Below are 26,700 nucleotides of genomic sequence, written 5' to 3'. Positions count from 1 at the left end.
ATAGTCACCTCTCAGTTCGCCACGCCGTCAGCGCGATGGCGCGGCAAAGCCAGTTGCAGCAGGTTGGATTCATTGGCCTGGTCGCGGCTGACTTCGCCGCGCAGCGCGCCTTCGCAGAGCACCAGAATGCGGTCGGAAATGCCCATCACCTCCATGAGGTCGCTGGACACCACGATCACCGAAATGCCGTCGGCGGCCAGGTTATGGATGATCTGGTAGATCTCGGCCTTGGCCCCGATGTCGATGCCGCGAGTCGGCTCGTCGAGCAGCAGAACCTTCATCGGCATTGACAGCCAGCGACCGAGAATGGCCTTCTGCTGATTGCCGCCGGACAGGAATTTGATCTGCTGACCGGCGTGCGGGGTTTTGACTTTCAGCGCCTTGATCTGCTTGTCGGCGTTGCCCTTCTCCCACAGCCCGCGCAGCAGGCAGCCGAGACTGGCATTGGCGCCGCGCGCGCTGATGTTGATGTTCTCGGCAACGCTGGCCAGCGGAATGATCCCTTCTTTTTTCCGGTCCTCGGGGCACAGCAGGATCCCGGCGGCAATCGCGTCGCGCGGCGAGCGCAACTTCAATTCATGCCCGCGTAATTCGAGGCGTCCGGCGGTGTTGCGTTCAAGCCCGCTGAGCAGCCGGAACAATTCCGTGCGCCCCGCCCCGACCAGGCCGAACAGCCCGAGAATCTCGCCCTTGTGCGCCTCGAAACTCACCGGCTCACGCAGCCCCGGGCCGAGCAAACCGTCGACCTTCAACGCCACCGCGCCGCGTGGACGGCTGCGGTAATCGTAGATGTCCTGAATGTCGCGACCGACCATGCAGGTCACCAGTTGATCGTGGGTCAACTGGCTCATGTCATCGAAGGTGCGCACGTAACGGCCATCCTTGAACACCGTCACCGCGTCGCAAATGCGGAACACTTCTTCCATGCGATGCGAGACGTAGAGCACCACTTTGCCCTCATCGCGCAGGCGGCTGATGATCGCCATCAGACGGTCGATTTCGCGCGCCGAGAGGCTGCTGGTCGGCTCATCGAAGGCGATCACATGCGCGCCACGGGACAGCGCCTTGGCGATTTCCACCAGTTGCCGCTGGCCGAGCGACAGGCGCCCGACCTTGGTCTGCGGGTCGATCTCATCGGCCAGGCCCTTGAGGCAGGCCAGGGCATTCTGGCGCAGGACACCACGATTGATCAGGCCGAAACTGGCCGGCAGATGACCGAGAAACAGGTTCTCGGCCACGCTCATTTCCGGCACCAGATGCAGCTCCTGGTGAATCACCGCGACGCCGCTGCCGATGCTGTCGGCGGTCGACTTGAACGCCATGGTCTGCTCGCCGATCTGCAACTCGCCGCTGCTCGGGATGTAGGCGCCGCCAAGGATTTTCAGCAGGGTCGATTTGCCGGCGCCGTTCTCGCCCATCAAGGCGTGCACCTGCCCCGGGTGGGCGACGAAGCTGATCGCGTCCAACGCCTTGACCCCGGGGAAGGTCTTGCCGATCCCGTTGAAGCGCAGGCTGCCGCCGGCGCTGCTTGCATGTGTCTGTACTTGCGCGTGCATCTGAGTCACCTCTTCACACCGATCGAGCAGCCATCAGTTCCACAGGCCGATTTTTTCCAGCTCTTGCTTGAAGTTCTCGCGGGTGATCAGGGTGACATCGTCCATCGCCGTGTACTTCGGCGGTTCTTTGCCGGTGGTGACCCACTCGTACATCATCTCGGCGGTCTTGTAGCCTTCGATGTGCGGGCTTGGCAGCATCGAACCGAAGAAACCGCTATTGGGCTTTTTCAGCTCACCGATGGCGTCGGTGCCATTGATGCCGATACCAATCACGTTGGCCGCAGCGAACCCGGCGGCTTCGGTGGCGCGCACGCCGCCGAGCACGGTGTTGTCGTTCATGCCGCCGATGATCAGGTTCTTCGCTGCGCTGGGCAGCTTGACCAGCGCCGAGTTGGTGGCGTCCATGCTGCCCGGCACGTCGAGGGTTTTCAGCGCGGCGGTCAGGATGTGGTCTTTCGGCAGGCCGGCGTCTTCGAGCGCCTTCATCGAACCGTCGGTGCGCTTCTTGCCGGTGTCGAGCTCGTTGTAGGTGTTGACCACCGCGTAGGTGTCTTTCCAGTCCCAGTTGCGTTTCTTCGCTTCGGCGACCATCGCGTTGCCCTGCTTCTGGCCGACTTCGAACGCGGCCATGCCGAGGTATGGCACGTCTTCCATGAACTTGCCGCTGGCGTCGACGAAACGATCATCGACGGCAATCACTTTGAGGTCATTGAGCTTGGCTTTGGCCATGATCGCCGGGCCGAGCGAGACGTCCGGCGGGCAGATCACGAAGCCTTTGGCGCCGTTCGCCGCAAGGCTGTCGATGGCCGAGAGGGTTTTCTCGCCGTCCGGCACGGCGATCTTGATCAGTTCGAAGCCTTTGTCCTTGGCGGCTTTTTCAGCGAAGGCCCATTCGGTCTGGAACCATGGCTCTTCAGCCTGCTTGACCAGGAAACCGATTTTCACGGCGTCGGCAGCGAGCAGCGTACTGCTCAGACTGAACGCGGTGACCGCCAGCGCGGCACTGCACAGGGTACGAATCCCGAAACGACGTTTCATAAGCTGACTCCTTGTTATTTTTCTTGAGCAAATTAAACAGCTTGTGGCGAGGGAGCTTGCTCCCGCTGGGCTGCGAAGCGGCCCTAAAACCGGTTACCTCGGTCAATCAAACACACCGCGCAGCCCGAATTTACGACTGCTGCGCAGCCGAGCGGGAGCGAGCTCCCTCGCCACAGGTGTGGTGGCGTGACACGTACTGCTGCAAAGCCTGTTGAAAAAAGTCATATCGTATGATGATTGGATTTCAAGCGGAGTGCACCGCTTGAAACCCGATCCACTCAGTCGTGGTACATCACCGAGCGCCCACCATCGATGGTGATACACGCGGCATTGATAAACGGCGCTTCATCACTGGCCAGGAACACGGCGGTCATGGCCACTTCAATCGGCTGGCCGATACGTTTCGGCGGGTGCAGATCGAATGCGCGCTGACGCTCGGCGTGCGGGTCGGCAAAGCCGTTCCAGTAATCGACGTTGAGTTGCGTCTCGATGTAGCCCGGGGCGATAGCGTTGACCCGAACGCCCTTCGCCGCGTACTCGATACCCAGCGCCCGGGTCAGGCCGAGCAGGCCGTGCTTGGCCACCGGGTACGGGAAGCAACCGGGAATGATGTGGGAGGAATGGGTCGAAGCGATGTTGATGATGCTGCCGACACCTTGCTCGATCATCTGCGGCAGCACGGCTTTGCAACCGTACCAGGCGCCGTCCAGATCGATGGCGAAGCAACGACGCCAGTCTTCTTCGGTCATTTGCAGCGGGTCGCGGAATACGTTGACCCCGGCGCAGTTGACCAGCACGTCGATGCGCCCGTGCCGCTCAACCGCCAGTCTGGCCATGGCGTGCAGGTCTTGCTGGCGCGAGACGTCGGCCTTGATTGCCTGCACGTCAGCGCCCTGCTCGCGCCAGTGCGCGGCAACCTTCTCGACCTTCTCTGCCTGAATGTCGCTGATCACCAGCCTGGCCTGCTGTGAGGCGAAGGTGGCGACGATGGCTTCGCCGATGCCTTGGGCCGCGCCGGTCAGCAGCACCACTTTGTCTTTCAGACGCTCACCCTTCGGCGGCGCAGGCACCGGCGGCAAGGAAAGAGGTTCAGCCATGGATCAGGACTCCTGTTCGTCGACACAAAAAAACCGGGCATCTGACGATGTCCGGTCTGGAAGACTGTGAAAACGAAACAGGCAGGCGCGGCGAGCGACGCCGGGCCGTTGCGAGACGCTGACTCCGTTGGGGAGTGCGATAGAGATCCGCTGCATCACTTCACCTGTTTTGTTCTTTTTAAGTGTGAGTGCGTGTTACTGCTGGAGCCGACTATAAACCCGACCGCCGAACAATCTCAATATATAATTTTGCATCCCATATTTTGGGATTCAGCCAGCGAAGCGTGTGCAGAGTTTGCCCGGTACATCGACCCGCATCGACAACAGCGCGCCATCCAATGGATGGTTGTGCGGACTCTGGGCGCTGGTGATGTAGAGGGTTTTCAGGTCTTCGCCGCCGAATACGCAACTGGTCGGTCGGCTGACGGGCAGGTCGATTTTGCGCTCGACCTTGCCTTCCGGGCTCAGGCGCAGCAGACAACTGCCATCCCAGCGGGCGTTCCACACGTAGCCTTCGGCGTCCATTGCCGAACCGTCCGGGCCGCCGTTCTGGTCAGGACCGTACCAGCGTTTGGCGACATCGAGATTGCCATCGGTGTGAATGAAATAGCGATTGAGCGCCCCGTCCAGGCTGTCGCCGAATAGCAGCGTGGTGCCGTCGTCGCTCCACAGCAAGGTGTTGGGAATCCCCAAGCCACGCAGCAACGGTGTGACACGCTGGTCGGGATCAATGCGGAACAGGCCACCGGAACGACGCTCGATCGGCAGGTCTTCGCCGTTGGCGCCGATGTTGTTCTGCATGGTGCCGAGCCACAATCGCCCCTGACCATCGCAGCGCGCTTCATTGGGCCGATTGCCCGGTTGCGGGTCGACGATACAGAACAGCGTCAGGCGTGGCTCGAGGCCTGGTGAGTCGAGATCCAGACGATAGACGCCGCTGCTCAGGGTCACCAGCGCATCGCCGCTGGCACACGGGATAAACGCCGAAACGTGTTCGGGCATCTGCCAGATCTGCACGTTGTTGCCGATCAGTCGCAGCGCCTGCTGGCCGGCGATATCGACCCAGTACAGCGCCTGGGTGGGGGCGTCCCAGAACGGGCCTTCTCCGAGTCTGGCGCGGTGTTGGGTTACGGCGGTCCAGCTCATGGCAACTCCTTGGTTTTTGTGGTTTTTATGGTAGGGATTTGTGTTGTCAGCTGGCTTTTTTGTCGGCCATCACCTGCGGGTAAAAGCGCTTGATTGCCAGGTCGGCATTGTCGATCAGGGTCATGCAGGCCCACACACCGCGCGCCGCATCGCGGGCGACGATGGCGTCGGCCATGTCCTTGTGGATCGGCAATGTGCGACGCAGTTCATCGGGGTCAGCGGCGGAGACTTCAAACGACACGGCGAGCAGGGCGCCGAGGGCCGGGACCATTTGCTCAATGAACTGGTTATGGCTGGCTGCCAGAATGCACTCGTGGAACACCTGGTCGGCACGGTTGTAATCGATGCCGCTGTCGACCGCCCGTTCCAGCGCGTTGTAGGCCAATTGCACCGCATGAATCTGCTCCAGGCTGGCGCGCTCGCAGGCCCAGCGCACGGCCATCGGTTCGATGGTGCGACGCAGATCGAGCAGGTCATCGACAAAGTTTTCCGGCAAGCCATTGCGTGACAGCCAGCCGACGACTTGCGGATCAAACAGGTTCCAGCGCCGCACTGGCAACACGCGGGTGCCGACTTTCGGCCCGACTTCGAGCATGCCTTTGGCGACGAGGGTCTTGATCGCCTCGCGAATCACCGTGCGGCTGACGCCGAGTTGCTCGCCCAGATCGGCCTCGACCTTGATCGTCTGCCCCGGCTTTACCTGGCCAGCGGCAATCCAGCTGCCCAGCCAATCGACCGTTGATGCATGAAAGCTGCTGGACATGAAAACCTCAAAGCGCTTGGCGATGGGTGTCCACGCTAATGATCATATGATTAGCCGTCAATCGAGATTTTAAGGTAATTCTCAAAACCAATGGGGGAGCTCGCTCCCACAGGGATTTTTGTTTAAGGCTCGAGGCCGATGCGGAAGAATTCGCCGCCACTCCATACGCCCAACCAGCGCTGCCCGTCGATTTCGCGACTGACCGCCAGTTCCACCAGTTGGTAAAACACATTGCGGTGAATCAGCGCTTCGAGGTTGGTGCGCACGTGCACGTAAGGCGCGGGCTCTTGAGTCACCGGGTCGATCTCGACGCGGATCGGATGTTCCGGCCCGGCCTCGGCGGTCTCCTCGACGTTGGTGGTGAAGCGCAGCAACTGCGCTTCACCCTCGCCTTCAACCTCCACGGCAATCGCCACAAACGGCGCGTCGTCGACTTTGATCCCGACCTTTTCCACCGGGGTAATCAGGAAGTAATCATCGCCGTCGCGGCGGATGATGGTGGAGAACAGCTTGACCATCGGCTTGCGCCCGATCGGCGTGCCCAGGTAATACCAGGTGCCGTCACGGGCGATGCGCATGTCGATGTCGCCGCAGAAGTCCGGGTTCCACAAGTGCACCGGCGGCAGGCCTTTGGTTTTGGGGATTTGTCCCAACAGGTCATTGGCTTTTTGCGGGCCACTCATGGCGTACTCCTTGGTTTATTGGTCGCCGACTCCCAGCAGGCTGCGCGCATATTGCGCCAGCGGCGGGCCGATCAGGTCTTCCGGCTTGTTGTCGTGGAACGTCAGTAAACCGCCACGACTCTTGATCCGTGCAGTATCAATCAAATACTGGGTGCTGGTCTCGATCAACATGATCTGAATCACCCCGCCGTCGATGCCGAGGCGATCCACGGCTTCCTGATCGAGCCACTCGTCGGAGTTGCCGATGCGGTCGTCAGCCTTGGCGAAGCGGGTATACAGCAGGTAGTGAGCACCGGCATCGCGGGCTTCGCCCAATGCCTGATCGAGGCCTTCCGGGGCTCGCGCACGGCGGACCATCGGGAAGTATTCGACAAAACCTTTGAACGCTTCTTCGGCCACAACGTTCGGGCGCGGATAGGAGCCACCCGGCGGCGCGAATGAACCCTGGGCGATGTAGATGAACGAGTCCGGCTGAATGCGGAAGTTGTTCACACCGACGGCTGTCGCTGTGATCCAGCAGCCCCGCGTCGCTCATCTGATAGCGAGTGCCTTCGGCCATATCGCTGACAGTCATACAGCCGCCAAGCGCCAAAACGGCCAGCAGCAAAACCAGGCTACGCATCCTCATCCTCCAGAAGCCGGTGACGGAAAACCGGCGAATGGCCGTTGGATGCAGCTTTTGCGCCAGCTCAGGAAAATCGTTGATTGTAAGATCGTATTCGCGAGCAAGCTCGCTCCCACAGGAGAATGCATTCGAAATGTGGGAGCGAGCTTGCTCGCGAAAGCGGTTGTTCAGCCGCCGATAATCTTCATAACGGTCGCGCCACCGGAGAACGCCACTTCCTGCTTGTCGCCCAGCGCCTTGACCAGCAAGCGCTGCAACGCTGGTAATGCCTGATGACGCGGCTTGTCGAGCAGATCGCCGACATAGTGACGGTTGCTCGACGACAGGCAGCCGTGCAGCCATCCCGTCGAAGACAGACGCAAGCGCGAACAGGTTCGGCAGAACGGCACGCTTTCGTTGGCAATCACGCCGAAATGGCCCAGCCCCGGGATCGCATAACGCACGGCCGTTGCATCGACTGGCGCATCGGCTTGCGCGTACTCGTAACGCTCGCCAATCAGGCTCAGCAACTGCTGCAGGCTGACGAACTGTTGCAGGAAGGCATTGGAGTCAGTGGCGAGGTGGCCCATGCGCATCAACTCGATGAAACGCAGCTCGTAGCCACGTTCCAGACAGTAATCGAGCAGCGGCATCACCTGATCCAGGTTCTGCCCGCGCAACGGCACCATGTTGACCTTGATCTTCATCCCCGCCGCTTTCGCCTGGTCCATGCCATCGAGCACGGTCGCCAGATCGCCGCCACGGGCGATACTGCGGAACGCGCCGGCTTCCAGGGTATCGAGGGATACGTTGATCCGGCGCAGACCGGCGTCCACCAGCAGCGGCAGCTTCTTCGCCAGGAGTTGACCGTTGGTGGTCAGGCTGATGTCTTCCAGGCCCATCTTGCCGACGGCACTCATGAAAGATTCGAGTTTGGGGCTGACCAGCGGCTCGCCACCGGTGATGCGCAAGCGCTCGATGCCGGCGGCTTCGATCAGATACGCCACGCCACGGGCCATGGCTTCGGCCGACAGTTCATCCTGCGCAGCCACCAGCCGCTTGCCGTTGGGCACGCAGTAGGTACAGGCGTAATTGCAGGCTGAAGTCAGGCTGATGCGCAAATTGCGAAAACGCCTGCCTTGACGGTCAACGATCATGATCACTCCGGCGATAGAATTTCGAGCCGCTAAAACTTGACTCACAAATCAAGTTTTAGCAAGCCCTATGCCTGAGTATATTCCTGCGGTACTGCGTCATGTAGCGAAATCATGGCGCAATAAGGCCGCTGAATGATTCAGCTGCTCGGTGTTTCCGGGTCGCGCTTGCGCTTGTTGCCCATGCGCACGCCGATGTCCATCAGGAACTGGAAGAAACCTTCCTGATCTTCCAGAACATTGCTCCAGAACGGCGAGTGATACAGCGCCACCGCGCCGTGCACCAGCGCCCAGGACGCGCAGTAGTGGAAGTACGGCGGCACGTCTTCGAGCTTGCCTTCGCTGATCCGGCCCTTGATGAGCAAGGTCAGGCGTTCGAAGTTCGAGGCACGGATCTTGTGCAGTTCCTCGACCATTTCCGGTACCTGATTGCCTTTCACCACCTTCTCTTCGAGACGGTCGAACAGGCGATAGCGCTGAGGGTCGCGCATACGGAATTCGAAGTAGGCACGGGACAGCGCTTCCTTGTCCTTGTCGACATCGGCCGAATGCAGCAGCTCGTTCAAATCGCGCTCGTAATCGAGCATCAGCCGCAGATAGATCTCGGCCTTGGATTTGAAGTGCTTGTAGATCGTGCCTTTGCCGATACCCACGGCATCAGCAATCATCTCGACGGTGACACTGTCTTCACCTTGTTCGAGGAACAGCTTGAGCGCGGTATCGAGAATTTCTTGCTCGCGGCGACGAAACTCACGGACCTTACGAGGTTCTTTGTGCATAAGAAAAGGTCTGTAGGGGTCAAAATTCGAAGCCGCGTATTATGCCTAACTTGCACAAAAATGCACGGATCATCCGACCATATCTGTGTTTCTTGTTCATTTTGCGAACGCTGAGGCGGCAATGAGAACTCAACTGAAGCGCACGTATTCCAAATTTGTTTAAAAACCCCGACCGCTCAACTGGACTGAACGCCAGACTGATCAATACTTGAACTGTCGGGCGGCATCTCCCCCAAGTGCCGTGCCGGTAAAGGTACCAAGGGACCGCGTGCCTTTGTTTTACTCCTAATGGTCTTAACCCGGATTCACCCCCCAGAACCCGGGTTTTTTTTGCCTGCGATTTGCCGATGACCTACATGGCAGATTTGACAGAGGCCAGCGGAAACAGGCGCTTGAAGTTCTCGGTGGTCTGCTCGGCAAACCGCTCATAGTCTTCCCCACGCAGCATCGCCAGAAACTCCGCCACCTCGCGCACGTACTGCGGCAGGTTCGGTTTGCCGCGATACGGGATCGGCGCCAGATACGGCGAGTCAGTCTCCACCAGCAGGCGATCAGTCGGCACCTTGCTCGCCACATCGCGCAGAGCGTCGGCGTTGCGGAAGGTGACGATGCCCGACAGGGAAATGTAATAACCCATGTCCAGCGCAGCCTTGGCCATGTCCCAGTCTTCGGTGAAGCAATGCAGCACACCGGCCTGGGGCAACGCCGCTTCGCGCAGCAGTTCGAGGGTATCGGCACGGGCGCCACGGGTGTGGATGATCACCGGTTTACCGGTCTGCCGGGCAGCTTGCAGGTGCAGGCGGAAGGATGCCTGTTGCAGCTCGGCGGCTTCCGGCTCGTAGTGATAATCCAGACCGGTTTCACCGATCGCCACCACTTTCGGGTGATTGAGCTCATGCAGCAGCCAGTCCAGCGCCGGCGCCGCGCCCGGTTGCACATCCAATGGGTGCACACCGACCGAGCAATCGACGTCGTCATAGCGCTCGGCGAGGGCTTTGACGTCGGCGGCGTTGTCGGCACTGACGCCGATGCACAGAAAATGCCCGACCCCACGCTGGCGGGCCGCATCAAGTGCAGCATCCAGCGAGCCGTCATGGGCGGCGAGGTCGAGGCGATCAAGGTGACAATGGGAATCTACGAGCATAAAAGAGACGGCTACTTACATCGTATGAGTGGGACGGTCGGATTTCAGGGCTCCGGCCAGATGGGTTTCGATGCGACTGCGGGCGGTGTTGTCGCCCTCGTTGAATTGCACGCCGACGCCGGCTGCGCGGTTGCCCTGAGCGCCTTTGGGGGTAATCCAGGTGACCTTGCCGGCCACCGGGATCTTCTCCGCCTCGTCCATCAGGTTCAGCAGCATGAACACCTCGTCGCCCAACTTGTAGCTCTTGTTGGTCGGGATGAACAGGCCACCGTTCTTGATGAACGGCATGTAGGCGGCGTAAAGCACCGATTTGTCCTTGATCGTCAGGGACAGGATGCCGTTGCGCGGCCCAGGGCTGATGGCTTCATTCATGTTGACCTCCACTGCTGATGTTCAGAGTCTAGGTACACATTCTTATCTTTGACCAGGCAAACCCGCCCATTGCACCAACAACGCTTCCAGCAGCAGTGCCGGGTTGAGGTTGGCTTTGCTCAGGACTTTCTGCCGCTGGGCGAGAATCCAGTCCTGAATATCGAGGACTTTGCCCTGAGCGCTTTTCTGCGCCAGGTACTGCACGACTTTACGCATATCGGTCAGACCGAGGCCGGTTTCATCCTGGGTCAGTTGATAGCGCAGGACCAGGCTGGACCAGTCGCAGAACCAGTCGAACAGGCGCAGCATCGGAATGCTTTTCCATTCTTCGGCCAATTGTGTCGGCGATTGCTGCTGCTTGAGCAACTTCTTCACCCCTTCGACCACCTGCGCCCGCTGCTCACGCACGCCTTGGGACTGCAGACTGACTGCCGCCAATGGCGAACCTGCCGCCAGCGTCAGCAATTCGATGCGCTCCTCTTCGGAACACTCCGGCAGCGCCTGTGCCAGCCATTGCAGGCTCATGGCCTCACCGGGCAGCGGACACGCCTGCTGCACGCAGCGGCTCTTGATCGTCGGCAGCAAACGGCTAGGCTGGTGGCTGACCAGCAACAGCACGGTATCGCCGGAAGGCTCTTCAAGGCTTTTTAGCAAGGCGTTGGCGGCATTGATGTTCATCGACTCCACCGGCTCGATCAGCACCACCTTGCGCCCGCCCAGTTGCGCGGTCTGCACCACGAAACTGACCAGATCACGGACCTGATCGACCTTGATCGCCTTGTCGGCTTCTTCCGGCTCAAGGATGTAATTGTCCGGATGGCTGCCGGCCTTGAGCAGCAGGCAGGACTTGCACTCGCCGCACGCTTCCGGCGTAGGACGCTGACAAAGCAGGCTGGCCATCAGACGTTCGGCCAGCGCGCGCTTGCCGATCCCGGCCGGGCCGTGCAGCAAATACGCGTGAGCGTGCTGACTGCGTCCGGCCAGTTGCTGCCAGAGGCTGTCCTGCCATGGAAAGGCCTCAGCCACGAATCAGCTCCAGCAAGTTCGGAATCAAGGTATCCAGCGATTGCTGAACCTTGACCAATGACTGACCGGCATCGATGCGCACATAGCGCGCAGGATCAGCCTCAGCGCGCTTGAGAAACGCATTGCGCACGGCTTCGAAAAACGCCCGGCCTTCCAGCTCGAAACGATCCAGACGGCCACGGGCACTGGCGCGAGCCAGACCCATTTCCACCGGCAGATCGAAAATCAGTGTCAGATCCGGACGCAAGTCGCCCTGAACGAACGTCTCCAGCGCAGCAATACGCTCCATTGACAAACCACGACCGCCGCCCTGATACGCGTATGTCGAATCAGTGAAACGATCACACAACACCACCGCGCCACGGGCCAGTGCCGGACGAATCACTTCGGCCAAATGCTGGGCGCGCGCGGCGAACACCAGCAACAGCTCGGTGTCGGGGTTCATGACCTCATCGGCCGGGGCCAGCAGCACGTCGCGAATCCGTTCGGCCAGTGGCGTTCCGCCGGGTTCGCGAGTCAGCACCACTTCGATACCTTCGGCGCGCAGACGCTCGGCGAGGTACTCGCGGTTGGTGCTCTTGCCGGCGCCTTCCGGGCCTTCCAGGGTAATAAACAAGCCAGTCACAGGCAGTCCTTAATCAAAGTCATTGCGCGCTCTGCGGTGCGGTCGTCGCGGGTTCGGCAGCAGGGGCTGGCGCAGGTTCCTGAGGCGGAACTTGCGGTAGCGCCTCAGGGCCGGTGTCCGGGGACGCCGCGGCCGGCGCATTTGCCGGGGCCGGGCTGGAGCGGTAATCGGCGCGGCGCTTGAGCTGAAATTCGCGCACCGCACTGTTGTGTGCATCCAAATCATCGGAGAACACATGGCTACCATCACCACGGGCGACAAAATACAGACTGTTGCCTTCCACCGGATTGAGCGCGGCGTGAATCGCCTCGCGTCCGACCATGGCAATCGGCGTCGGCGGCAACCCGGGAATCACATACGTGTTGTACGGCGTCGGCTCTTTGAGATGCGCACGGGTCAATTTGCCGGTGTAGCGGTCGCCCAGGCCATAGATCACGGTCGGGTCGGTCTGCAACTGCATGCCCAGCGCCATGCGACGCACGAACACGCCGGCAATCTGCCCACGCTCCTGCGGCACACCGGTTTCCTTCTCTACCAGCGACGCCATGATCAGCGCCTGATAAGGCTCGCTGTACGGCGCATCGGCCGAGCGGTTTTCCCACTCCTTGGCCAACACTTCATCGAGCCGGTCAAAGGCCTTCTTCAGCAATTCGACATCGGAAACGCCCCGCACGAAACGGTAGGTATCCGGGAAGAACCGACCTTCCGGGAACAATCCACGATGACCGATTTTCTCCATCACTTCGCTGTCGCTCAAGCCCTTGAGGGTTTGCTCGATCTTTTCATCTTTTGCCAGCGCGGCGCGGACCTGGTGGAAATTCCAGCCCTCGACCAGCGTCAGACTGTATTGCACCACTTCGCCACGCTTCCACAAGTCGATCAGACCGTTGACGGTCATGCCTGGCAACATGCGGTACTCGCCGGTATGGATCGGTGTGCCGGCCAGATTAAAGCGCCAGTAAATGCGCAACCAGAAGGCGTCCTTGATGACCCCATCGGTTTCGAGTTCAAGAAAGGTGCGGGTCGGTGTCGAGCCTTTCGGCACATCCAGCAGTTCTTCCTGCGTGATGTTCAGAGGCTGTTCCAGCGCCGAATGAATTTTCCAGGCGCTGGCGCCCAGTAGCAGCCCTGCCAGAACCAGTCCGGTTTCCAGCAGCAGCAAGAATTTACGTCTCACGAATCAGGCATCCAGTAGCGCGCGGGCAATGGTTTGCAGTTTACGGGTGAGCGGGCCAACCGGCCAGCTCAGTGCAGCGTAGGCGCGTACCGGCCAGACGCCATAAACGCTGTTGCAGATAAAGACTTCGTCAGCCCATTGCAGCTGTTCGAGGCTGACATCGGTAATTTGGGTGGGGATGGCCAATGACTCGGCCTGAAACAATAGTTCGGCACGCATCACACCGGCCACGCCACAGCGCTTCAGATCCGGGGTGATCAGTACGCCGTCGCGCACCAGAAACAGGTTGCTGAACACGCCTTCGATGACGCGTCCGGCCTGATCAAGCATCAAGCCTTCGGCGTGTTCGCCGTCGCGCCATTCGGCGCGGGCAAGCACTTGCTCCAGACGATTCAGATGCTTGAGCCCGGCCAGCAACGGCTGATTCGACAGCCGCGTGACGCAGGGAAACAGACGCACACCCTGCTCTCCATGCACGGCAGGATAAGCCGCAGGCGGGTTGCCTTGCAGGATGCGCCGACCCTGCGCCGCAGGATCGGGCGCGTAGCCACGCAAGCCATCACCACGGGTGAGGATCAGCTTGAGCACGCCCTCGCCCATTGCCGCGGCATAGGCCCGCAGTTCCGTGCGAACCCGATCAATATCCGCAGTGATAGCCAGTCGCGAGCAACCCTCGGCCAAACGCGTCAGGTGACGATCCAGCAATATCGGCTGGCCGCCGTGCACGGCGATGGTCTCGAACAGCCCATCGCCATAAGCCAGGCCGCGATCTTTCAGCGACAGAGCGTCAGCCGGCTGACCGTCGACCCAGCTGTCCATCAGCCGGCGAACCGACGGAACGCCAACGTGCCGTTGGTGCCGCCAAACCCGAAGGAGTTGGACAGGACGACATCGATGTCCATGTTGCGCGCCGTGTGCGGCACGAAATCGAGATCGCAGCCTTCATCCGGCTCGTCGAGGTTGATGGTTGGCGGGGCCACCTGGCTGTTGATTGCCAGCACACTGAAGATCGCCTCGACCGCCCCCGCCGCACCCAGCAGGTGACCGGTCATGGACTTGGTGGAGCTGACCGCCAGGTTGTAGGCGTGATCACCGAACACGGTCTTGATCGCGTTGGCTTCGGCAAGGTCGCCGGCCGGGGTCGAAGTACCGTGGGCGTTGATGTACTGCACCTGTTCGATGTTGATTTTCGCATCGCGCAGGGCATTAGTGATGCAGCGCGCTGCACCAGCGCCATCAGCGGGTGGCGAAGTCATGTGGAACGCATCGCCACTGGTGCCGAAGCCGATCAGCTCGGCATAGATGGTCGCGCCGCGAGCCTTGGCGTGCTCGAGCTCTTCGAGCACCAGCGCGCCGGCACCGTCGGAAAGCACGAAGCCATCACGGCCCTTGTCCCATGGACGACTGGCGCGAGTAGGTTCGTCGTTGCGGGTCGACAGCGCACGGGACGCGCCGAAGCCGCCCATGCCCAGACCGCATGCGGCCATCTCGGCACCACCGGCGATCATCACGTCGGCTTCGTCGTACATGATGTTGCGCGCCGCCATGCCAATGCAGTGCGTACCGGTGGTACAGGCAGTGGAAATGGCGTAGTTCGGCCCCTGTGCACCCAGATGGATGGACAGAAAACCGGAAATCATATTGATGATCGAGCCTGGCACGAAGAATGGCGAGATTCGACGCGGGCCCGTCTCATGCAGGGTACGGCTGGTTTCTTCGATATTGGTCAGACCGCCGATGCCCGAACCCATGGCCACGCCAATGCGCTCACGGTTGGCGTCGGTGACTTCCAGACCAGCATTGCGAACAGCCTGAAAACCCGCGGCCAGACCGTACTGAATGAACAGGTCGAGCTTGCGTGCTTCCTTGACCGACAGGTATTCCTCGACATTGAAGCCCTTTACCGAGCCGCCAAAACGGGTGGAATAGGCAGAAAGGTCGGTGTGTTCGATCAGACCAATGCCACTGCGGCCAGCCAGAATGCCCTGCCAGCTGCTTGGCACATCCGTGCCCAGTGGCGACAACATACCCATACCGGTGACTACGACGCGTCTACGCGACACAGCACTCTCCTTTTTCAAATGACGACTTTGCATCAGGCCTAAAGAAAAAACCGCACGCCATGATGGCAGTGCGGTTTTTCCATGACAGCAGACAACGATTACAAACTATTACGCCTGGTGGCTAGTAACGTAGTCGATTGCAGCTTGTACAGTAGTGATCTTCTCAGCTTCTTCGTCAGGGATTTCGGTCTCGAATTCCTCTTCCAGAGCCATCACCAGCTCAACGGTGTCAAGGGAGTCGGCACCCAGGTCTTCAACGAAGGAAGCAGTGTTGACCACTTCTTCTTCTTTAACACCCAGTTGCTCGGCAACGATTTTCTTGACGCGCTCTTCGATGGTGCTCATACCTTGTTTTCACTCCTAATGGACAAATTCAGGCAGCTGGCCAGTGGGTAAGTGTATAGAAAGGCTTTTCAGCTTTTCAACTGAAAGCTTCACTCCTCAAACCCTGCGGCCCTCTGCCTATAAATAGATTGCAGCTTTATAACGGATTTTAGACAGCTCGTATGACATTTTTTTGAAGCAATCCGTCACATTTTACTTACATGTACATCCCACCGTTCACCGGGATTGTAGCCCCAGTGACGTATGCCGCACCGTCGGATGCAAGAAAAGCGACCACCGAGGCGATCTCTTGAGCTTGCCCCAGACGACCCAGCGGAATCTGCGTCTGCAAGGCTTCACGCTGTGCTTCCGGCAGTTCGCGGGTCATATCGGTGTCGATGAACCCTGGGGTTACCGAGTTGACCGTAATCGAACGCGAACCGACTTCACGCGCCATCGCACGGCTGAAACCTTCCAGACCGGCCTTGGCGGCTGCATAGTTTACTTGGCCTGCGTTGCCCATGGCACCCACCACCGAGCCAATACTGATAATTCGGCCCCAGCGCGCTTTGGTCATGCCACGCAAAACGCCCTTGGACAGGCGATACAGACTGTTCAGATTGGTATCGATCACGTCGTACCATTCATCGTCTTTCATGCGCATCATCAGATTATCGCGGGTGATGCCAGCATTATTGACCAGAATGGCCGGCGCACCGAACTGCTCCTGAATGCTCGCCAGCACCGCGCTGACCGATTCGTCGCTGGTGACGTTCAGTTCCAGACCCGTGCCCTGGATACCGTGCTCTTTCAGGGTGGCAGCAATGGCCTCGGCGCCTTTGGCGGAGGTCGCGGTGCCAACAACGATGGCGCCCTGACGACCCAGTTCCAGTGCGATGGCCTGGCCGATACCGCGGCTTGCACCGGTGACCAGTGCAACTTTACCTTGCAGACTCATGCAAGTTTCTCCTGATTCAGGCCAGCGCTGCACGGGCGGCAGCGAAAGCGTCTGGGGTATTGAGGTTGGAAGTCGAAACGCCTTCGGCGCAACGTTTGTTCAGACCGGCCAGGACTTTGCCCGGACCGCATTCGACCAGACTGGTGGCGCCTTTGGCGGCCAGGGTCTGGACCGATTCAACCCAGCGAACGGGCTTGTACAGTTGTTCGAGCAGATCACGCTTGAGGGTGTCCAGATCGGCCGGCACTTGCGCGCTGACGTTCTGTACGACCGGGATCTGCGGTGCCTGCCAGTCGATGGCAGCGATGGATTCGGCAAAGCGCTCGGCCGCCGGACGCATCAGCTCGCAGTGCGACGGCACGCTCACCGGCAACGGCATGGCACGCTTGGCACCACGGGCCTTGCAACCTTCAATAGCACGCTCGACGGCAGCCTTGGCACCAGCAATCACCACCTGGCCCGGCGAGTTGAAGTTCACCGCGCTGACCACTTCGCCTTGCGCCGCTTCGGCACAGGCGGCCAGCACATCAGCGTCTTCCAGACCGAGAATCGCAGCCATGCCACCCTGCCCGGCCGGAACAGCTTCCTGCATCAGCTGACCACGGCGCTCGACGAGCTTGACCGCATCAGCCAGGCTCAGGCTGCCAGCAGCAACCAGCGCGCTGTATTCACCCAGGCTGTGACCGGCAACGAATGCCGGACGCGCGCCGCCTTCAGCCAGCCACAGACGCCACAGGGCGATCGAGGCGGTCAGAATGGCCGGTTGGGTTTTATCGGTTTGATTGAGCAGCTCTTCCGGGCCCTGCTGGGTCAATGCCCACAGGTCATAGCCCAGAGCCTCAGAGGCTTCTTTGAAAGTTTCGAGGATCAGCGGATGTTCCGCGCCCAGCTCGGCCAGCATGCCGAGGGACTGCGAACCCTGTCCTGGAAAGACGAATGCGAGGGAAGCAGACATGTAACAAGCCCCTAATGATCTTGTCGTCGGAAAGTGACGCCCCACCGGGGGACGCAAGAAACTGACAGTTGGATGGCCCTTTGAACCGGGCGGTCACATTTAAGCATTGTCCGACGAAAACGCCTAAGACAACAGATCCTCCAGACGACCGTGGAGGCGCTCGGGCAGGTTCTCCTGAATCTCGATCAGCGCGCGCTGAATCGCGCTCTGAAAGCCCTGAACCCCGGCCGAACCGTGACTTTTCACCACGATGCCCTGCAAGCCGAGAAAACTTGCGCCGTTATGTCGCGCAGGCGCCAGATCCGCCTGCAGACGCTTCATCAATGGCAGGGCCAAAGCACCCACCACGCGGGAAGCGAAGCTTTGCTTGAACAAGGCCTCGATACGCGCAGCGATCATTGTCGCCAGGCCTTCGCTGGACTTGAGCAGGATATTGCCGACAAAACCGTCACAGACCACCACATCCGCCTCGCCGCGATACAGGCCATCGCCCTCGACAAAACCGATGTAGTTGATGCCGCGCGCCGCCTGCAACAAGGTCGCCGCCAACTTGACCTGCTGATTGCCCTTGATGTCTTCGGTACCAATATTCAGCAACGCGACACGCGGCCGGGCGATGCCCAGCGTCTGCGCCGCCACCGAGCCCATCACCGCGAACTGCAATAGATGCTCGGCGCTGCAATCGACGTTGGCGCCCAGGTCGAGCAACTGGCAATAACCCTTCTGCGTCGGAATCGCCGCCACCATCGCCGGCCGATCAATCCCCGGCAAGGTCTTGAGCACAAATCGCGACAGCGCCATCAACGCCCCGGTATTGCCGGCGCTGACACAGGCCTGGGCCTTTCCGTCACGCACCAGTTCCAGGGCGACACGCATCGACGAGTCAGGCTTGCCACGCAAGGCCTGGGTCGGCTTTTCGTCCATGGTGATGACTTCAGACGCCGGGACAATTGTCAGGCGCGCGCGATCGGCAGCCGATTGGCCGTTGATCAGTTCTTCAAGTAGGGAGGGTTGACCGACGAGGGTCAGGTGCAGCGAGGGCGTAGCAGAAAGGCAAGCAAGGCTGGCCTGAACAATGCTGCGGGGACCGAAGTCCCCGCCCATTGCGTCAATCGCGATGACTTGAGCGGACAAGTGATTACTCGTCAGCGCCCTTGTCGATCACTTTACGGCCACGGTATACGCCTTCTGGCGATACGTGGTGACGCAGGTGAACTTCACCAGTGGTTTTTTCTACAGACAGGGTGCTAGCCTCGAGAGCGTCGTGCGAACGGCGCATGTCACGGGCAGAGCGGGATTTTTTGTTCTGCTGAACAGCCATAATTGATTAACTCCTAAACGTTTGGGTCACGCTTTAACTGCGCCAATACACTGAACGGGTTGGACCGCGTTACCTCGTCCTCGCTCGGTTCGGGCTCATCTGCTCCCGCCGGCTGCTGGCATTCTTCCGGATGATGAGCAGGCACAATGGGCAAGGCGAGCAGAAGCTCCTCCTCGATCAGTGACTGCAGATCCAATGGATCTTCGCCCAGTTCCAGCACGTCATAACCTTTCGGTAACGACTGGGTATTCGCACCCTCCTTCACAACAGCGTAACTGCATTCGCTGTGGATCGGCAGGGTGACCAGCTCAAGACAACGCTGGCAAACCATTTTGACTTCGGTGTCGATAAAGCTGTGGATCACCACAGATTTACGTTCATCTCGCTCAAAAACGAATTTGGCCTGCACCGTACCGACATCGTCGGAAAGCGGGTCGCAGAGTCTCTTCAAATCGGCCAGCAGCAGTTCACCTTGAAGGGTGGTGCCACGGTCAGCCAATTTGCGCGGGTCAACGTGAGGTGGAATCGGGTCATTCAACATAGGCGCAGCATTATAGGGATGCCCCCACCCATGTCAAAGGAAATTGTGCCCTGTCCGTCACTTGCGTGCCTCCGCTAGAATTCGCGCCTGCCTCAGGAGACGTCAATGCTGCCTTTATTACTTGCTTCGAGCTCGACTTATCGCCGTGAATTGCTCGCCCGCCTGCACCTGCCGTTCGTCTGCAGCTCGCCGGATATCGACGAAAGCCACCAGCCGGGCGAATCCGCCATCGAACTGGTCAAGCGCCTCGCCGAACAGAAAGCCCGCGCACTGGCCGCCAGCTACCCCGCTCATCTGATTATCGGCTCAGACCAGGTCGCAGTGCTCGGCGAACGGATCATCGGCAAGCCACACACCTTCGATAGGGCTCGCGAGCAACTGCTGGCCGCCAGCGGCGCCAGCGTGACCTTCCTCACCGGCCTGGCCCTGCTCAACAGCCAGACCGGCCACTGCCAGGTCGACTGCGTGCCATTTACCGTGCACATGCGCCAGCTCGACGAGGCGCGCATCGAGCGCTACCTGCGCCTGGAGCAGCCTTACGACTGCGCCGGCAGCTTCAAGGCCGAAGGCCTGGGCGTGAGCCTGTTTCAGTCCACCGAAGGATCTGACGCCACCAGCCTGATCGGCCTGCCACTGATTCGCCTGATCGACATGTTGCTGGCCGAAGGCGTGCAAATCCCTTAAAGCAAAAGATCGCAGCCTGCGGCAGCCCCTACATTGATCTCTGTAGGAGCTGCCGCAGGCTGCGATCTTTTGATCTTTACAACGAATCAGCGCAACGAAGGCCCGTGGAACCCCATCCACATCGCCAACTGCTCAGCCACACTGGCACCGAGCTTTTTCGAGAAGCGGTCGAACGGCGACTCCTGAACCGTGAAATCCACCAGCTCTTTCTCGCCAATCACGTCCCGCGCCACCGAACTGGCATTCCCCAAACCATCGATCAGGCCCAGCGGCAGCGCCTGCTCGCCAGACCAGACCAGCCCGGAGAACAGCTCCGGATGCTCCTTGTCCTTCAGACGTTCGCCACGACCCTGCTTGACGCTATTGATGAACTGCTTGTGCGTGGTGTCCAGCACGGTCTGCCAGAACGCAGTCTCATCAGGCTTCTGCGGCTGGAACGGATCGAGGAACGACTTGTGCTCACCCGACGTATAGGTGCGACGTTCGACGCCCAGCTTGTCCATGGTGCCGACAAAACCGTAACCGGCCGCCGTTACACCGATGGAGCCGACCAGACTGGCCTTGTCGGCATAGATCTGATCCGCCGCACTGGCGATGTAATAGGCACCGGACGCACCGAGATCGGAAATCACCGCGTACACCTTGGTATCCGGATGCAGGCCGCGCAAACGCTTGATCTCGTCATACACATAACCCGACTGCACCGGGCTGCCGCCAGGACTATTGATCCGCAGAATGACACCCTTGACCTTCTTGTCTTCGAAGGCGGCACGCAAGCTGCCGACGATGTTATCGGCACTGGCAGGCTCCTTGTCGGCAATCATGCCGGTGACGTCGATCAGCGCGGTGTAGTTCGGGCCACGAGTGGCGCTCTTCTCCATGTCCATCAGCGGCGTGAACAAGATCAGCGCAACAAACAGGTAAACAAATGTCAGCAGCTTGAAGAAAATCCCCCAACGCCGTGAGCGACGCTGCTCCTGCACACTGGCCAGCAAGGTCTTTTCCAGCAGCTTCCAGCTTTTCTCGTCACCGTCGTCGGCACTTGCCTTGGCCGGTGCTTTCCATTCGTCGGTCATGCGCTGTACCCCAGCAAAAACGTATTAAGCCTGCTGCCCCAGCCAGGCGTGCAATTCACTAAAACGGTCGATCGACAGGCACGGTTCGAACTGCTGCAACGACTCGATCGACTGCGCGCCATAGCTGACAGCCACCGACGCCATGCCCGCATTGCGCGCCATCAGCAGATCGAAGGACGAATCCCCGACCATCAGCGCCTGCTCGGGCCGCACGCGACAATGCGCGAGAATCTGCTCCAACATCAACGGATGCGGCTTGCTCGCGGTCTCGTCGGCGGCGCGGGTGATATCGAAATAATCTTCCCAGCCATTAGCCTTGAGCACCCGGTCCAGTCCGCGACGATTCTTGCCGGTCGCGACCGCCAGGTGATAGCCCTGCTCGCGAAACGACGCCATCGACTCGACCACACCCTCGAACAGCGGCGAAGGCACGGCTTCTGCCGCGATGTAATGATCGGCGTAGTACTCACGAAACAGGGTCATTTCGGCATCGCTGATGTCCGGGTACAAGGTACGGATTGCCTCGGGCAAGCCCAGACCGATGATGCCCTTGACGGCAAAATCATCACGCAACTCGAAACCGGAACGCGCGGACGCAGAATGCATCGCCTCGACAATCCGACCAATGGAATCGGCGAGGGTGCCGTCCCAATCGAAAATCAGCAGTTTGTAATCAGATGGGCGCACTCAATCGCTCCACGGTCTTGGCCCACATTTCATCCACTGGGGCTTGCAGCTTGAGTTCACCGCCATCGGGCAGTGGCACGGTCAGCATGTAGGCGTGCAGAAACAGGCGCTTGCCGCCCAGATCACGGATTTCCTTGCTGAAACCGTCATCGCCGTACTTGGTGTCGCCGGCAATGCAATGCCCGGCGTGCAACGTGTGGACGCGGATCTGGTGGGTGCGCCCGGTGATCGGCTTGGCTTCGATCAGGGTGGCAAAGTCGCCAAAGCGGCGCAGGACCTTGAACACGGTCACCGACTCCTTGCCCTCCTCCTCGTCGACCTCGACCATGCGTTCGCCGGAGCGCAGGTTGCTCTTGCCCAGCGCCGCGCGGACTTGCTTGATCGAAGTCGCCCAATTGCCACGCACCAGTGCCATGTAGCGCTTGTCGACACCATCGCCACGCAAGGCGGCGTGCAAGTGCCGCAACATGCTGCGCTTCTTGGCGATCATCAGCAGGCCGGAAGTGTCACGGTCGAGACGATGAACCAGCTCCAGCTCCTTGGCATCGGGACGCAACTGACGAAAGGCTTCGATCACCCCGTAATTCAAGCCGCTGCCGCCGTGAACCGCAATGCCGGCGGGCTTGTTGATCACGATCAGAGCTTTGTCTTCGTAGACAATCGAGGCTTCCAGACGCTGCAACAGGCCTTGAGCCAATGGCACCGGTTCGTCGCGCTCAGGCACACGAACCGGCGGCACGCGCACGATATCGCCGGCCTGCAGCTTGTATTCGGGCTTGATCCGCCCCTTGTTCACGCGCACTTCGCCTTTACGCAAAATGCGGTAAATCAAGGTCTTGGGCACGCCTTTGAGCCGGGCAAGGAGGAAATTGTCGATTCGTTGGCCGGCATACTCCGGCGAGACTTCAAGCAGTTGAACGCCTGGAGTCGAAGGGGCAGTAGTTGTCATGCCGCGGATGATAACAATTTTTATGGAATTGAAGCACTTAATCATTGCTGCTATAGTCGCGAACGCCGCCAAAAGCGGCCTGGACAGCGGAACCACGGTCAAAAACCGGCCCTGACCAACGCAATTCACCAGGACGCGAGGCCGTCCTACGGGGCTTTCGCTACGTAACGGTGGAGTTTGCAGTTGTAACAAGCGCAGGTGACATGAGGCCTGAATTACACCGTCGAGCAGAGTTTTCACTCGCCTGACAGGCACATATTCAAGGCCAGTTCACAAAGTGCAGTCAGCTGCAGATGACCCCGAGCGAAGGCTTCGGAAACATCGCCTGAATTAGCCATGATGCGTGACCTCCCCTTTCGGAGCTCACGGTAAATGCCAACCCGCTGCGGATTCTGCGCGCGGCAGCACCCGAATTATCAGGGATACGTGTAGGGTGGAGATGCACAACCGCCGGACTGTGTAGCAATAGGCTTTATCAAGACGCTTCATCTCGTCCACAGCCGCTGGTTGATTCCTCCTCCTGACTGAGTGCTTAAGTAGCCACAGCAAGCAGGACGCGTACGTCGCGATATCGGCCCAATTGGCCTGACATCGCTGGACACGGGAATGGCCAACCACTCCCGACGCACCTGACACCGACCGTGAGAAGTCGTGTGTGCCGAACGCCGTTTCCGGCAGCCCGGAAACCGACGGTACTACATGAAAAGAATGCTGATTAACGCAACTCAACCCGAAGAGTTGCGTGTTGCACTGGTAGATGGCCAACGCCTCTACGACCTGGACATCGAATCCGGTGCACGCGAGCAGAAAAAGGCCAACATCTACAAAGGCCGTATCACTCGCATCGAACCAAGCCTTGAGGCTGCCTTTGTCGATTTCGGCTCCGAGCGCCACGGCTTCCTGCCCCTCAAAGAAATCTCCCGCGAATACTTCAAGAAAGCCCCTGAAGGCCGCGTCAACATCAAGGACGTCCTGAGCGAAGGCCAGGAAGTCATCGTTCAGGTCGAAAAAGAAGAACGTGGCAACAAGGGCGCCGCCCTGACCACCTTCATCAGCCTGGCCGGTCGTTACCTCGTGCTGATGCCGAACAACCCGCGTGCCGGCGGTATCTCCCGTCGCATCGAAGGCGAAGAGCGCAACGAACTGCGTGAAGCGCTGAACGGTCTGGTTGCTCCAGCCGACATGGGTCTGATCGTGCGCACTGCCGGCCTGGGCCGCAGCAGCGAAGAAATGCAGTGGGACCTCGACTACCTGCTGCAACTGTGGACTGCCATCAAAGAAGCCTCGCTGGATCGCTCCGCGCCATTCCTGATCTATCAGGAAAGCAACGTGATCATCCGCGCCATCCGCGATTACCTGCGCCAGGACATCGGCGAAGTGCTGATCGACAGCGTTGAAGCCCAGGACGAAGCCCTGACCTTCATCCGCCAGGTGATGCCGCAGTACGCCAGCAAGATCAAGCTGTACGAAGACAGCGTGCCGCTGTTCAACCGTTTCCAGATCGAAAGCCAGATCGAGACCGCTTTCCAGCGCGTCGTCGAACTGCCTTCCGGCGGCTCCATCGTCATCGATCCGACCGAAGCCCTGGTGTCCATCGACATCAACTCGGCGCGCGCCACCAAAGGCAGCGACATCGAAGAAACCGCGCTGCAGACCAACCTTGAAGCCGCCGAAGAAATCGCCCGTCAGTTGCGCCTGCGCGACATCGGCGGCCTGATCGTCATCGACTTCATCGACATGACCCCAGCCAAGAACCAGCGTGCCGTGGAAGAGAAAGTCCGCGAATGCCTGGAAGCCGACCGCGCTCGCGTGCAGATCGGCCGCATCTCGCGCTTCGGCCTGCTGGAAATGTCCCGTCAGCGCCTGCGTCCATCCCTGGGCGAAAGCAGCGGCATCGTCTGCCCGCGCTGCAACGGCACCGGCATCATCCGTGACGTCGAATCGCTGTCGCTGGCGATCCTGCGCCTGATCGAAGAAGAAGCCCTGAAAGACCGCACTGCCGAAGTGCGCGCCCAGGTGCCGATCCCGGTCGCCGCGTTCCTGCTCAACGAAAAACGCAACTCGATCACCAAGATCGAACTGCGCACCCGTGCCCGTATCGTCATTCTGCCGAACGATCACCTGGAAACCCCGCACTTCGAAGTTCAGCGTCTGCGTGACGACAGCCCGGAAGCTGCGACCAACCAGTCCAGCTACGAAATCGCTGCTGCCGCTGCCGAAGTCGAAGAAGTCCAGCCAGCCGCTGCGACCCGCACCCTGGTTCGCCAGGAAGCCGCGGTCAAGACTGCGCCGGCCCGTGCCAATGCGCCGGTGCCGACCGAAGTCGCCGCGCCTGCCGCTGCTGCACCGGCTCCGGTTGCCGCGCCAGAGCCAAGCCTGTTCAAGGGCCTGGTGAAATCGCTGGTCAGCCTGTTCGCGACCAAAGAAGAGCCAGCCGCTCCGGTCGTCGTTGAAAAACCGGCCACCGAGCGTCCGGCCCGCAACGAAGAGCGTCGCAACGGTCGTCAGCAGAGCCGCAACCGTAACGGTCGCCGCGATGAAGAGCGCAAGCCGCGCGAAGAACGTGCACCGCGTGAAGAACGCGCCCCACGCGAGCCGCGTGAAGAGCGTCAGCCACGTGAAGCCCGTGAAGTCCGCGAGCCACGTGAAGCCCGTACCGAGGCGCCAGCCGCTCGCGAAGAACGTGCTCCACGCGCTCCACGTGAAGAACGTGCGCCACGTGCTCCACGTGAAGACCGCAAGCCACGTGGCGAGCGTGAAGAGCGCGTGCGTGAACTGCGCGAGCCTCTGGACGCCGCTCCGGCTGCACCCGTAGCGGCTGCCACTGCCGCCGTGGTGGCAGAAGAACGTCCGGCCCGTCAGCCACGCGAAGAACGCGCACCGCGTCCGCCGCGTGAAGAGCGTCAACCGCGCGCCGAGCAGGCCGCTGCTGCCGTCGCCGAAGAAGAAGTGAACACTAACGAAGAGCAACTGCCGGAAGACGGTCAGGACAACGCCGAAGGCGATCGTCCACGTCGTCGCTCCCGTGGTCAGCGCCGTCGCAGCAATCGTCGCGAGCGTCAGCGTGATGCCAACGGCAACGTGATCGAAGGTTCGGAAGAATCCGAGTCCGGCGAAAACGCCGCTGCTCCAAGCGCTGCCGATCTGGCTGCCGGCCTGGCCGTGACCGCCGCTGTTGCCAGCAGCGTGATCAGCGCTCCGGCCGAAGCACAGGCTCACGAGCAAGCCGAACGCGCTACCGCCGCGGTTCAGGAAACCGCTCCAGTGGAAGCGCCGGTTGTTGAGGCCACTACCCCGGTGGAAGTGATTGCTGCTCCGGAAGTCGAAGTCGCGCCGGTTCGCGAAGCTCAGCCTCAAGCTGACGTCGCTGCCGAACCTGCTCCGGTGGTTGAAGCGCCAGTCGTGGCCGCAGAGCCGGTTGCTGAAACCGTCGCTGAAACCGTGACCGAAAGCGTGCGTGAAGTTCGCGAAGAACAGACTGCGTTCAACTGGGTTGCCGAGCCTGCCGTCGCTGAAACGCCAGCGCCAGTCGTTGAAGCCCCAGTGGTTGAAGAAGCCAAGGCTGCCGCGCCAGTGGTCGAAGCCGCTGCACCTGCTCCAGCGCCAGTCGTTGAAGCACCGGTCGAAGCACCTGTGGTGGCCGAAGAGCCTGCTCCAGTGGTTGAAGCCGCTCCGGTCAGCGCCCTGACGCCAAACGGCCGTGCACCGAACGACCCACGTGAAGTGCGTCGCCGCAAGCGTGAAGCCGAGCGCCTGCAGAAGGAAGCCGAACTGGCTGCCGCTGCTGCTGCGGCTACTGAAGTGGTCGAGGTTGCTGCCGTGACTGAAGAAACCGTGGTTGAATCGGTCATCGCCGAAGCACCACGCTCCGTTCAGGACGCGGTCGAGCATCACCAAGAGGCCCAGGAAAAAGAACACGAGCCTAAACCGCTCGTCTGATTCCGAAAGCCAATAAAAAGCCCCGCCGGGTGAAAACCT

26 protein-coding genes and 1 pseudogene are annotated in these 26,700 nt (G+C 60.3%); 2 read left to right on the top strand and 25 right to left on the bottom strand.

Annotation, left to right across the window (positions count from 1 at the left end):
- Positions 1-11 precede the first annotated feature (11 nt).
- The 22 genes and pseudogenes from araG to AB1J88_RS28775 form a co-directional block, all read right to left on the bottom strand.
- The gene (gene araG / locus AB1J88_RS28880; protein WP_134787069.1) at positions 12-1,556 is read right to left on the bottom strand and encodes an L-arabinose ABC transporter ATP-binding protein AraG; all 1,545 of its coding nucleotides are present in this window, start codon (positions 1,554-1,556) and stop codon (positions 12-14) included.
- A gap of 33 nt (positions 1,557-1,589) precedes the next feature.
- On the bottom strand, positions 1,590-2,594 hold the full coding sequence (locus AB1J88_RS28875) for a substrate-binding domain-containing protein (protein WP_047295641.1): 1,005 nt from the start codon (positions 2,592-2,594) through the stop codon (positions 1,590-1,592).
- A 278-nt stretch (positions 2,595-2,872) separates the two neighbouring features.
- Positions 2,873-3,691 carry an SDR family oxidoreductase gene (locus AB1J88_RS28870; protein ID WP_041069220.1) on the bottom strand — a complete coding sequence of 273 codons (819 nt, stop codon included), beginning with the start codon at positions 3,689-3,691 and terminating at the stop codon, positions 2,873-2,875.
- A 270-nt stretch (positions 3,692-3,961) separates the two neighbouring features.
- Positions 3,962-4,837 (bottom strand): SMP-30/gluconolactonase/LRE family protein, encoded by an 876-nt coding sequence (locus tag AB1J88_RS28865; protein ID WP_430289914.1) that lies wholly within the window; start codon positions 4,835-4,837, stop codon positions 3,962-3,964.
- 46 nt (positions 4,838-4,883) lie between these two features.
- Positions 4,884-5,600: a FadR/GntR family transcriptional regulator gene (locus AB1J88_RS28860; protein WP_041069214.1), complete on the bottom strand. Its 717-nt coding sequence runs from the start codon at positions 5,598-5,600 to the stop codon at positions 4,884-4,886.
- Positions 5,601-5,722: 122 nt separating this feature from the next.
- Complete coding sequence (locus AB1J88_RS28855) at positions 5,723-6,283, bottom strand: DUF1285 domain-containing protein (RefSeq protein WP_041069211.1); 561 nt, start codon at positions 6,281-6,283, stop codon at positions 5,723-5,725.
- Positions 6,284-6,298: 15 nt separating this feature from the next.
- Positions 6,299-6,905: pseudogene (locus AB1J88_RS28850) on the bottom strand (DUF4823 domain-containing protein).
- 170 nt (positions 6,906-7,075) lie between these two features.
- Positions 7,076-8,044, bottom strand: a complete 969-nt coding sequence (locus AB1J88_RS28845) for a GTP 3',8-cyclase MoaA (RefSeq protein ID WP_430289915.1) — start codon at positions 8,042-8,044, stop codon at positions 7,076-7,078.
- A gap of 137 nt (positions 8,045-8,181) precedes the next feature.
- Positions 8,182-8,820, bottom strand: a complete 639-nt coding sequence (locus AB1J88_RS28840) for a TetR/AcrR family transcriptional regulator (RefSeq protein ID WP_007950805.1) — start codon at positions 8,818-8,820, stop codon at positions 8,182-8,184.
- 352 nt (positions 8,821-9,172) lie between these two features.
- Positions 9,173-9,964, bottom strand: coding sequence for a TatD family hydrolase (locus tag AB1J88_RS28835; RefSeq protein WP_108183480.1), 792 nt, complete (start codon positions 9,962-9,964; stop codon positions 9,173-9,175).
- A gap of 15 nt (positions 9,965-9,979) precedes the next feature.
- Entirely contained in the window at positions 9,980-10,336 is a 357-nt protein-coding gene (locus AB1J88_RS28830) for a PilZ domain-containing protein (RefSeq protein ID WP_430289916.1), read from the bottom strand.
- A 42-nt stretch (positions 10,337-10,378) separates the two neighbouring features.
- The gene (locus tag AB1J88_RS28825) at positions 10,379-11,362 is read right to left on the bottom strand and encodes a DNA polymerase III subunit delta' (RefSeq protein ID WP_430289917.1); all 984 of its coding nucleotides are present in this window, start codon (positions 11,360-11,362) and stop codon (positions 10,379-10,381) included.
- Positions 11,355-11,987, bottom strand: a complete 633-nt coding sequence (gene tmk / locus AB1J88_RS28820; protein WP_430289918.1) for a dTMP kinase — start codon at positions 11,985-11,987, stop codon at positions 11,355-11,357. Before tmk ends, AB1J88_RS28825 begins: the two co-directional genes overlap by 8 nt.
- A gap of 19 nt (positions 11,988-12,006) precedes the next feature.
- Positions 12,007-13,164, bottom strand: a complete 1,158-nt coding sequence (gene mltG / locus AB1J88_RS28815; protein ID WP_430289920.1) for an endolytic transglycosylase MltG — start codon at positions 13,162-13,164, stop codon at positions 12,007-12,009.
- A 3-nt stretch (positions 13,165-13,167) separates the two neighbouring features.
- Positions 13,168-13,983, bottom strand: a complete 816-nt coding sequence (gene pabC / locus AB1J88_RS28810) for an aminodeoxychorismate lyase (protein WP_430289921.1) — start codon at positions 13,981-13,983, stop codon at positions 13,168-13,170.
- Positions 13,983-15,227, bottom strand: coding sequence for a beta-ketoacyl-ACP synthase II (gene fabF, locus AB1J88_RS28805; RefSeq protein WP_430289922.1), 1,245 nt, complete (start codon positions 15,225-15,227; stop codon positions 13,983-13,985). The genes pabC and fabF overlap by 1 nt, the downstream gene beginning before the upstream one ends.
- Positions 15,228-15,335: 108 nt before the next feature.
- A complete protein-coding gene (acpP, locus tag AB1J88_RS28800; protein WP_003175607.1) occupies positions 15,336-15,572 on the bottom strand; it encodes an acyl carrier protein in 237 nt (78 codons plus the stop codon).
- A gap of 196 nt (positions 15,573-15,768) precedes the next feature.
- Entirely contained in the window at positions 15,769-16,509 is a 741-nt protein-coding gene (gene fabG, locus AB1J88_RS28795) for a 3-oxoacyl-ACP reductase FabG (protein WP_007967600.1), read from the bottom strand.
- Positions 16,510-16,525: 16 nt separating this feature from the next.
- Positions 16,526-17,464 carry an ACP S-malonyltransferase gene (gene fabD, locus AB1J88_RS28790; RefSeq protein ID WP_222018646.1) on the bottom strand — a complete coding sequence of 313 codons (939 nt, stop codon included), beginning with the start codon at positions 17,462-17,464 and terminating at the stop codon, positions 16,526-16,528.
- Between the two features lie 123 nt (positions 17,465-17,587).
- A complete protein-coding gene (plsX, locus tag AB1J88_RS28785; RefSeq protein ID WP_369426606.1) occupies positions 17,588-18,598 on the bottom strand; it encodes a phosphate acyltransferase PlsX in 1,011 nt (336 codons plus the stop codon).
- A 4-nt stretch (positions 18,599-18,602) separates the two neighbouring features.
- Positions 18,603-18,785 carry a 50S ribosomal protein L32 gene (gene rpmF / locus AB1J88_RS28780; protein ID WP_003179396.1) on the bottom strand — a complete coding sequence of 61 codons (183 nt, stop codon included), beginning with the start codon at positions 18,783-18,785 and terminating at the stop codon, positions 18,603-18,605.
- 13 nt (positions 18,786-18,798) lie between these two features.
- Positions 18,799-19,326, bottom strand: coding sequence for a YceD family protein (locus AB1J88_RS28775; protein WP_003204262.1), 528 nt, complete (start codon positions 19,324-19,326; stop codon positions 18,799-18,801).
- Between the two features lie 105 nt (positions 19,327-19,431).
- Between AB1J88_RS28775 and AB1J88_RS28770 the strand changes: the two genes are divergently transcribed.
- The gene (locus AB1J88_RS28770; protein WP_041069150.1) at positions 19,432-20,010 is read left to right on the top strand and encodes a Maf family protein; all 579 of its coding nucleotides are present in this window, start codon (positions 19,432-19,434) and stop codon (positions 20,008-20,010) included.
- Between the two features lie 86 nt (positions 20,011-20,096).
- Here the strand turns inward: AB1J88_RS28770 and sppA are convergent, their stop codons facing one another.
- Genes sppA through rluC form a run of 3 tightly spaced genes read right to left on the bottom strand, consistent with a single transcriptional unit; the run spans position 20,097 to position 22,722 of the window.
- On the bottom strand, positions 20,097-21,086 hold the full coding sequence (gene sppA, locus AB1J88_RS28765; protein WP_430292617.1) for a signal peptide peptidase SppA: 990 nt from the start codon (positions 21,084-21,086) through the stop codon (positions 20,097-20,099).
- A 24-nt stretch (positions 21,087-21,110) separates the two neighbouring features.
- Positions 21,111-21,773, bottom strand: a complete 663-nt coding sequence (locus AB1J88_RS28760; protein WP_430292616.1) for an HAD-IA family hydrolase — start codon at positions 21,771-21,773, stop codon at positions 21,111-21,113.
- Positions 21,760-22,722: a 23S rRNA pseudouridine(955/2504/2580) synthase RluC gene (rluC, locus tag AB1J88_RS28755; protein ID WP_007950779.1), complete on the bottom strand. Its 963-nt coding sequence runs from the start codon at positions 22,720-22,722 to the stop codon at positions 21,760-21,762. Before rluC ends, AB1J88_RS28760 begins: the two co-directional genes overlap by 14 nt.
- Before the next feature lie 699 nt (positions 22,723-23,421).
- Here rluC and rne point away from each other — a divergent pair.
- Positions 23,422-26,661 (top strand): ribonuclease E, encoded by a 3,240-nt coding sequence (gene rne / locus AB1J88_RS28750; RefSeq protein WP_430292615.1) that lies wholly within the window; start codon positions 23,422-23,424, stop codon positions 26,659-26,661.
- Positions 26,662-26,700 lie beyond the last annotated feature (39 nt).

Origin of the sequence: Pseudomonas sp. S8 (assembly GCF_050473925.1) — a bacterium.
GTDB lineage: Bacteria > Pseudomonadota > Gammaproteobacteria > Pseudomonadales > Pseudomonadaceae > Aquipseudomonas > Aquipseudomonas parakoreensis.
The sequence above is the reverse complement of the archived record's forward strand: the minus strand, read 5'-3'. Positions and strand labels throughout refer to the sequence as shown.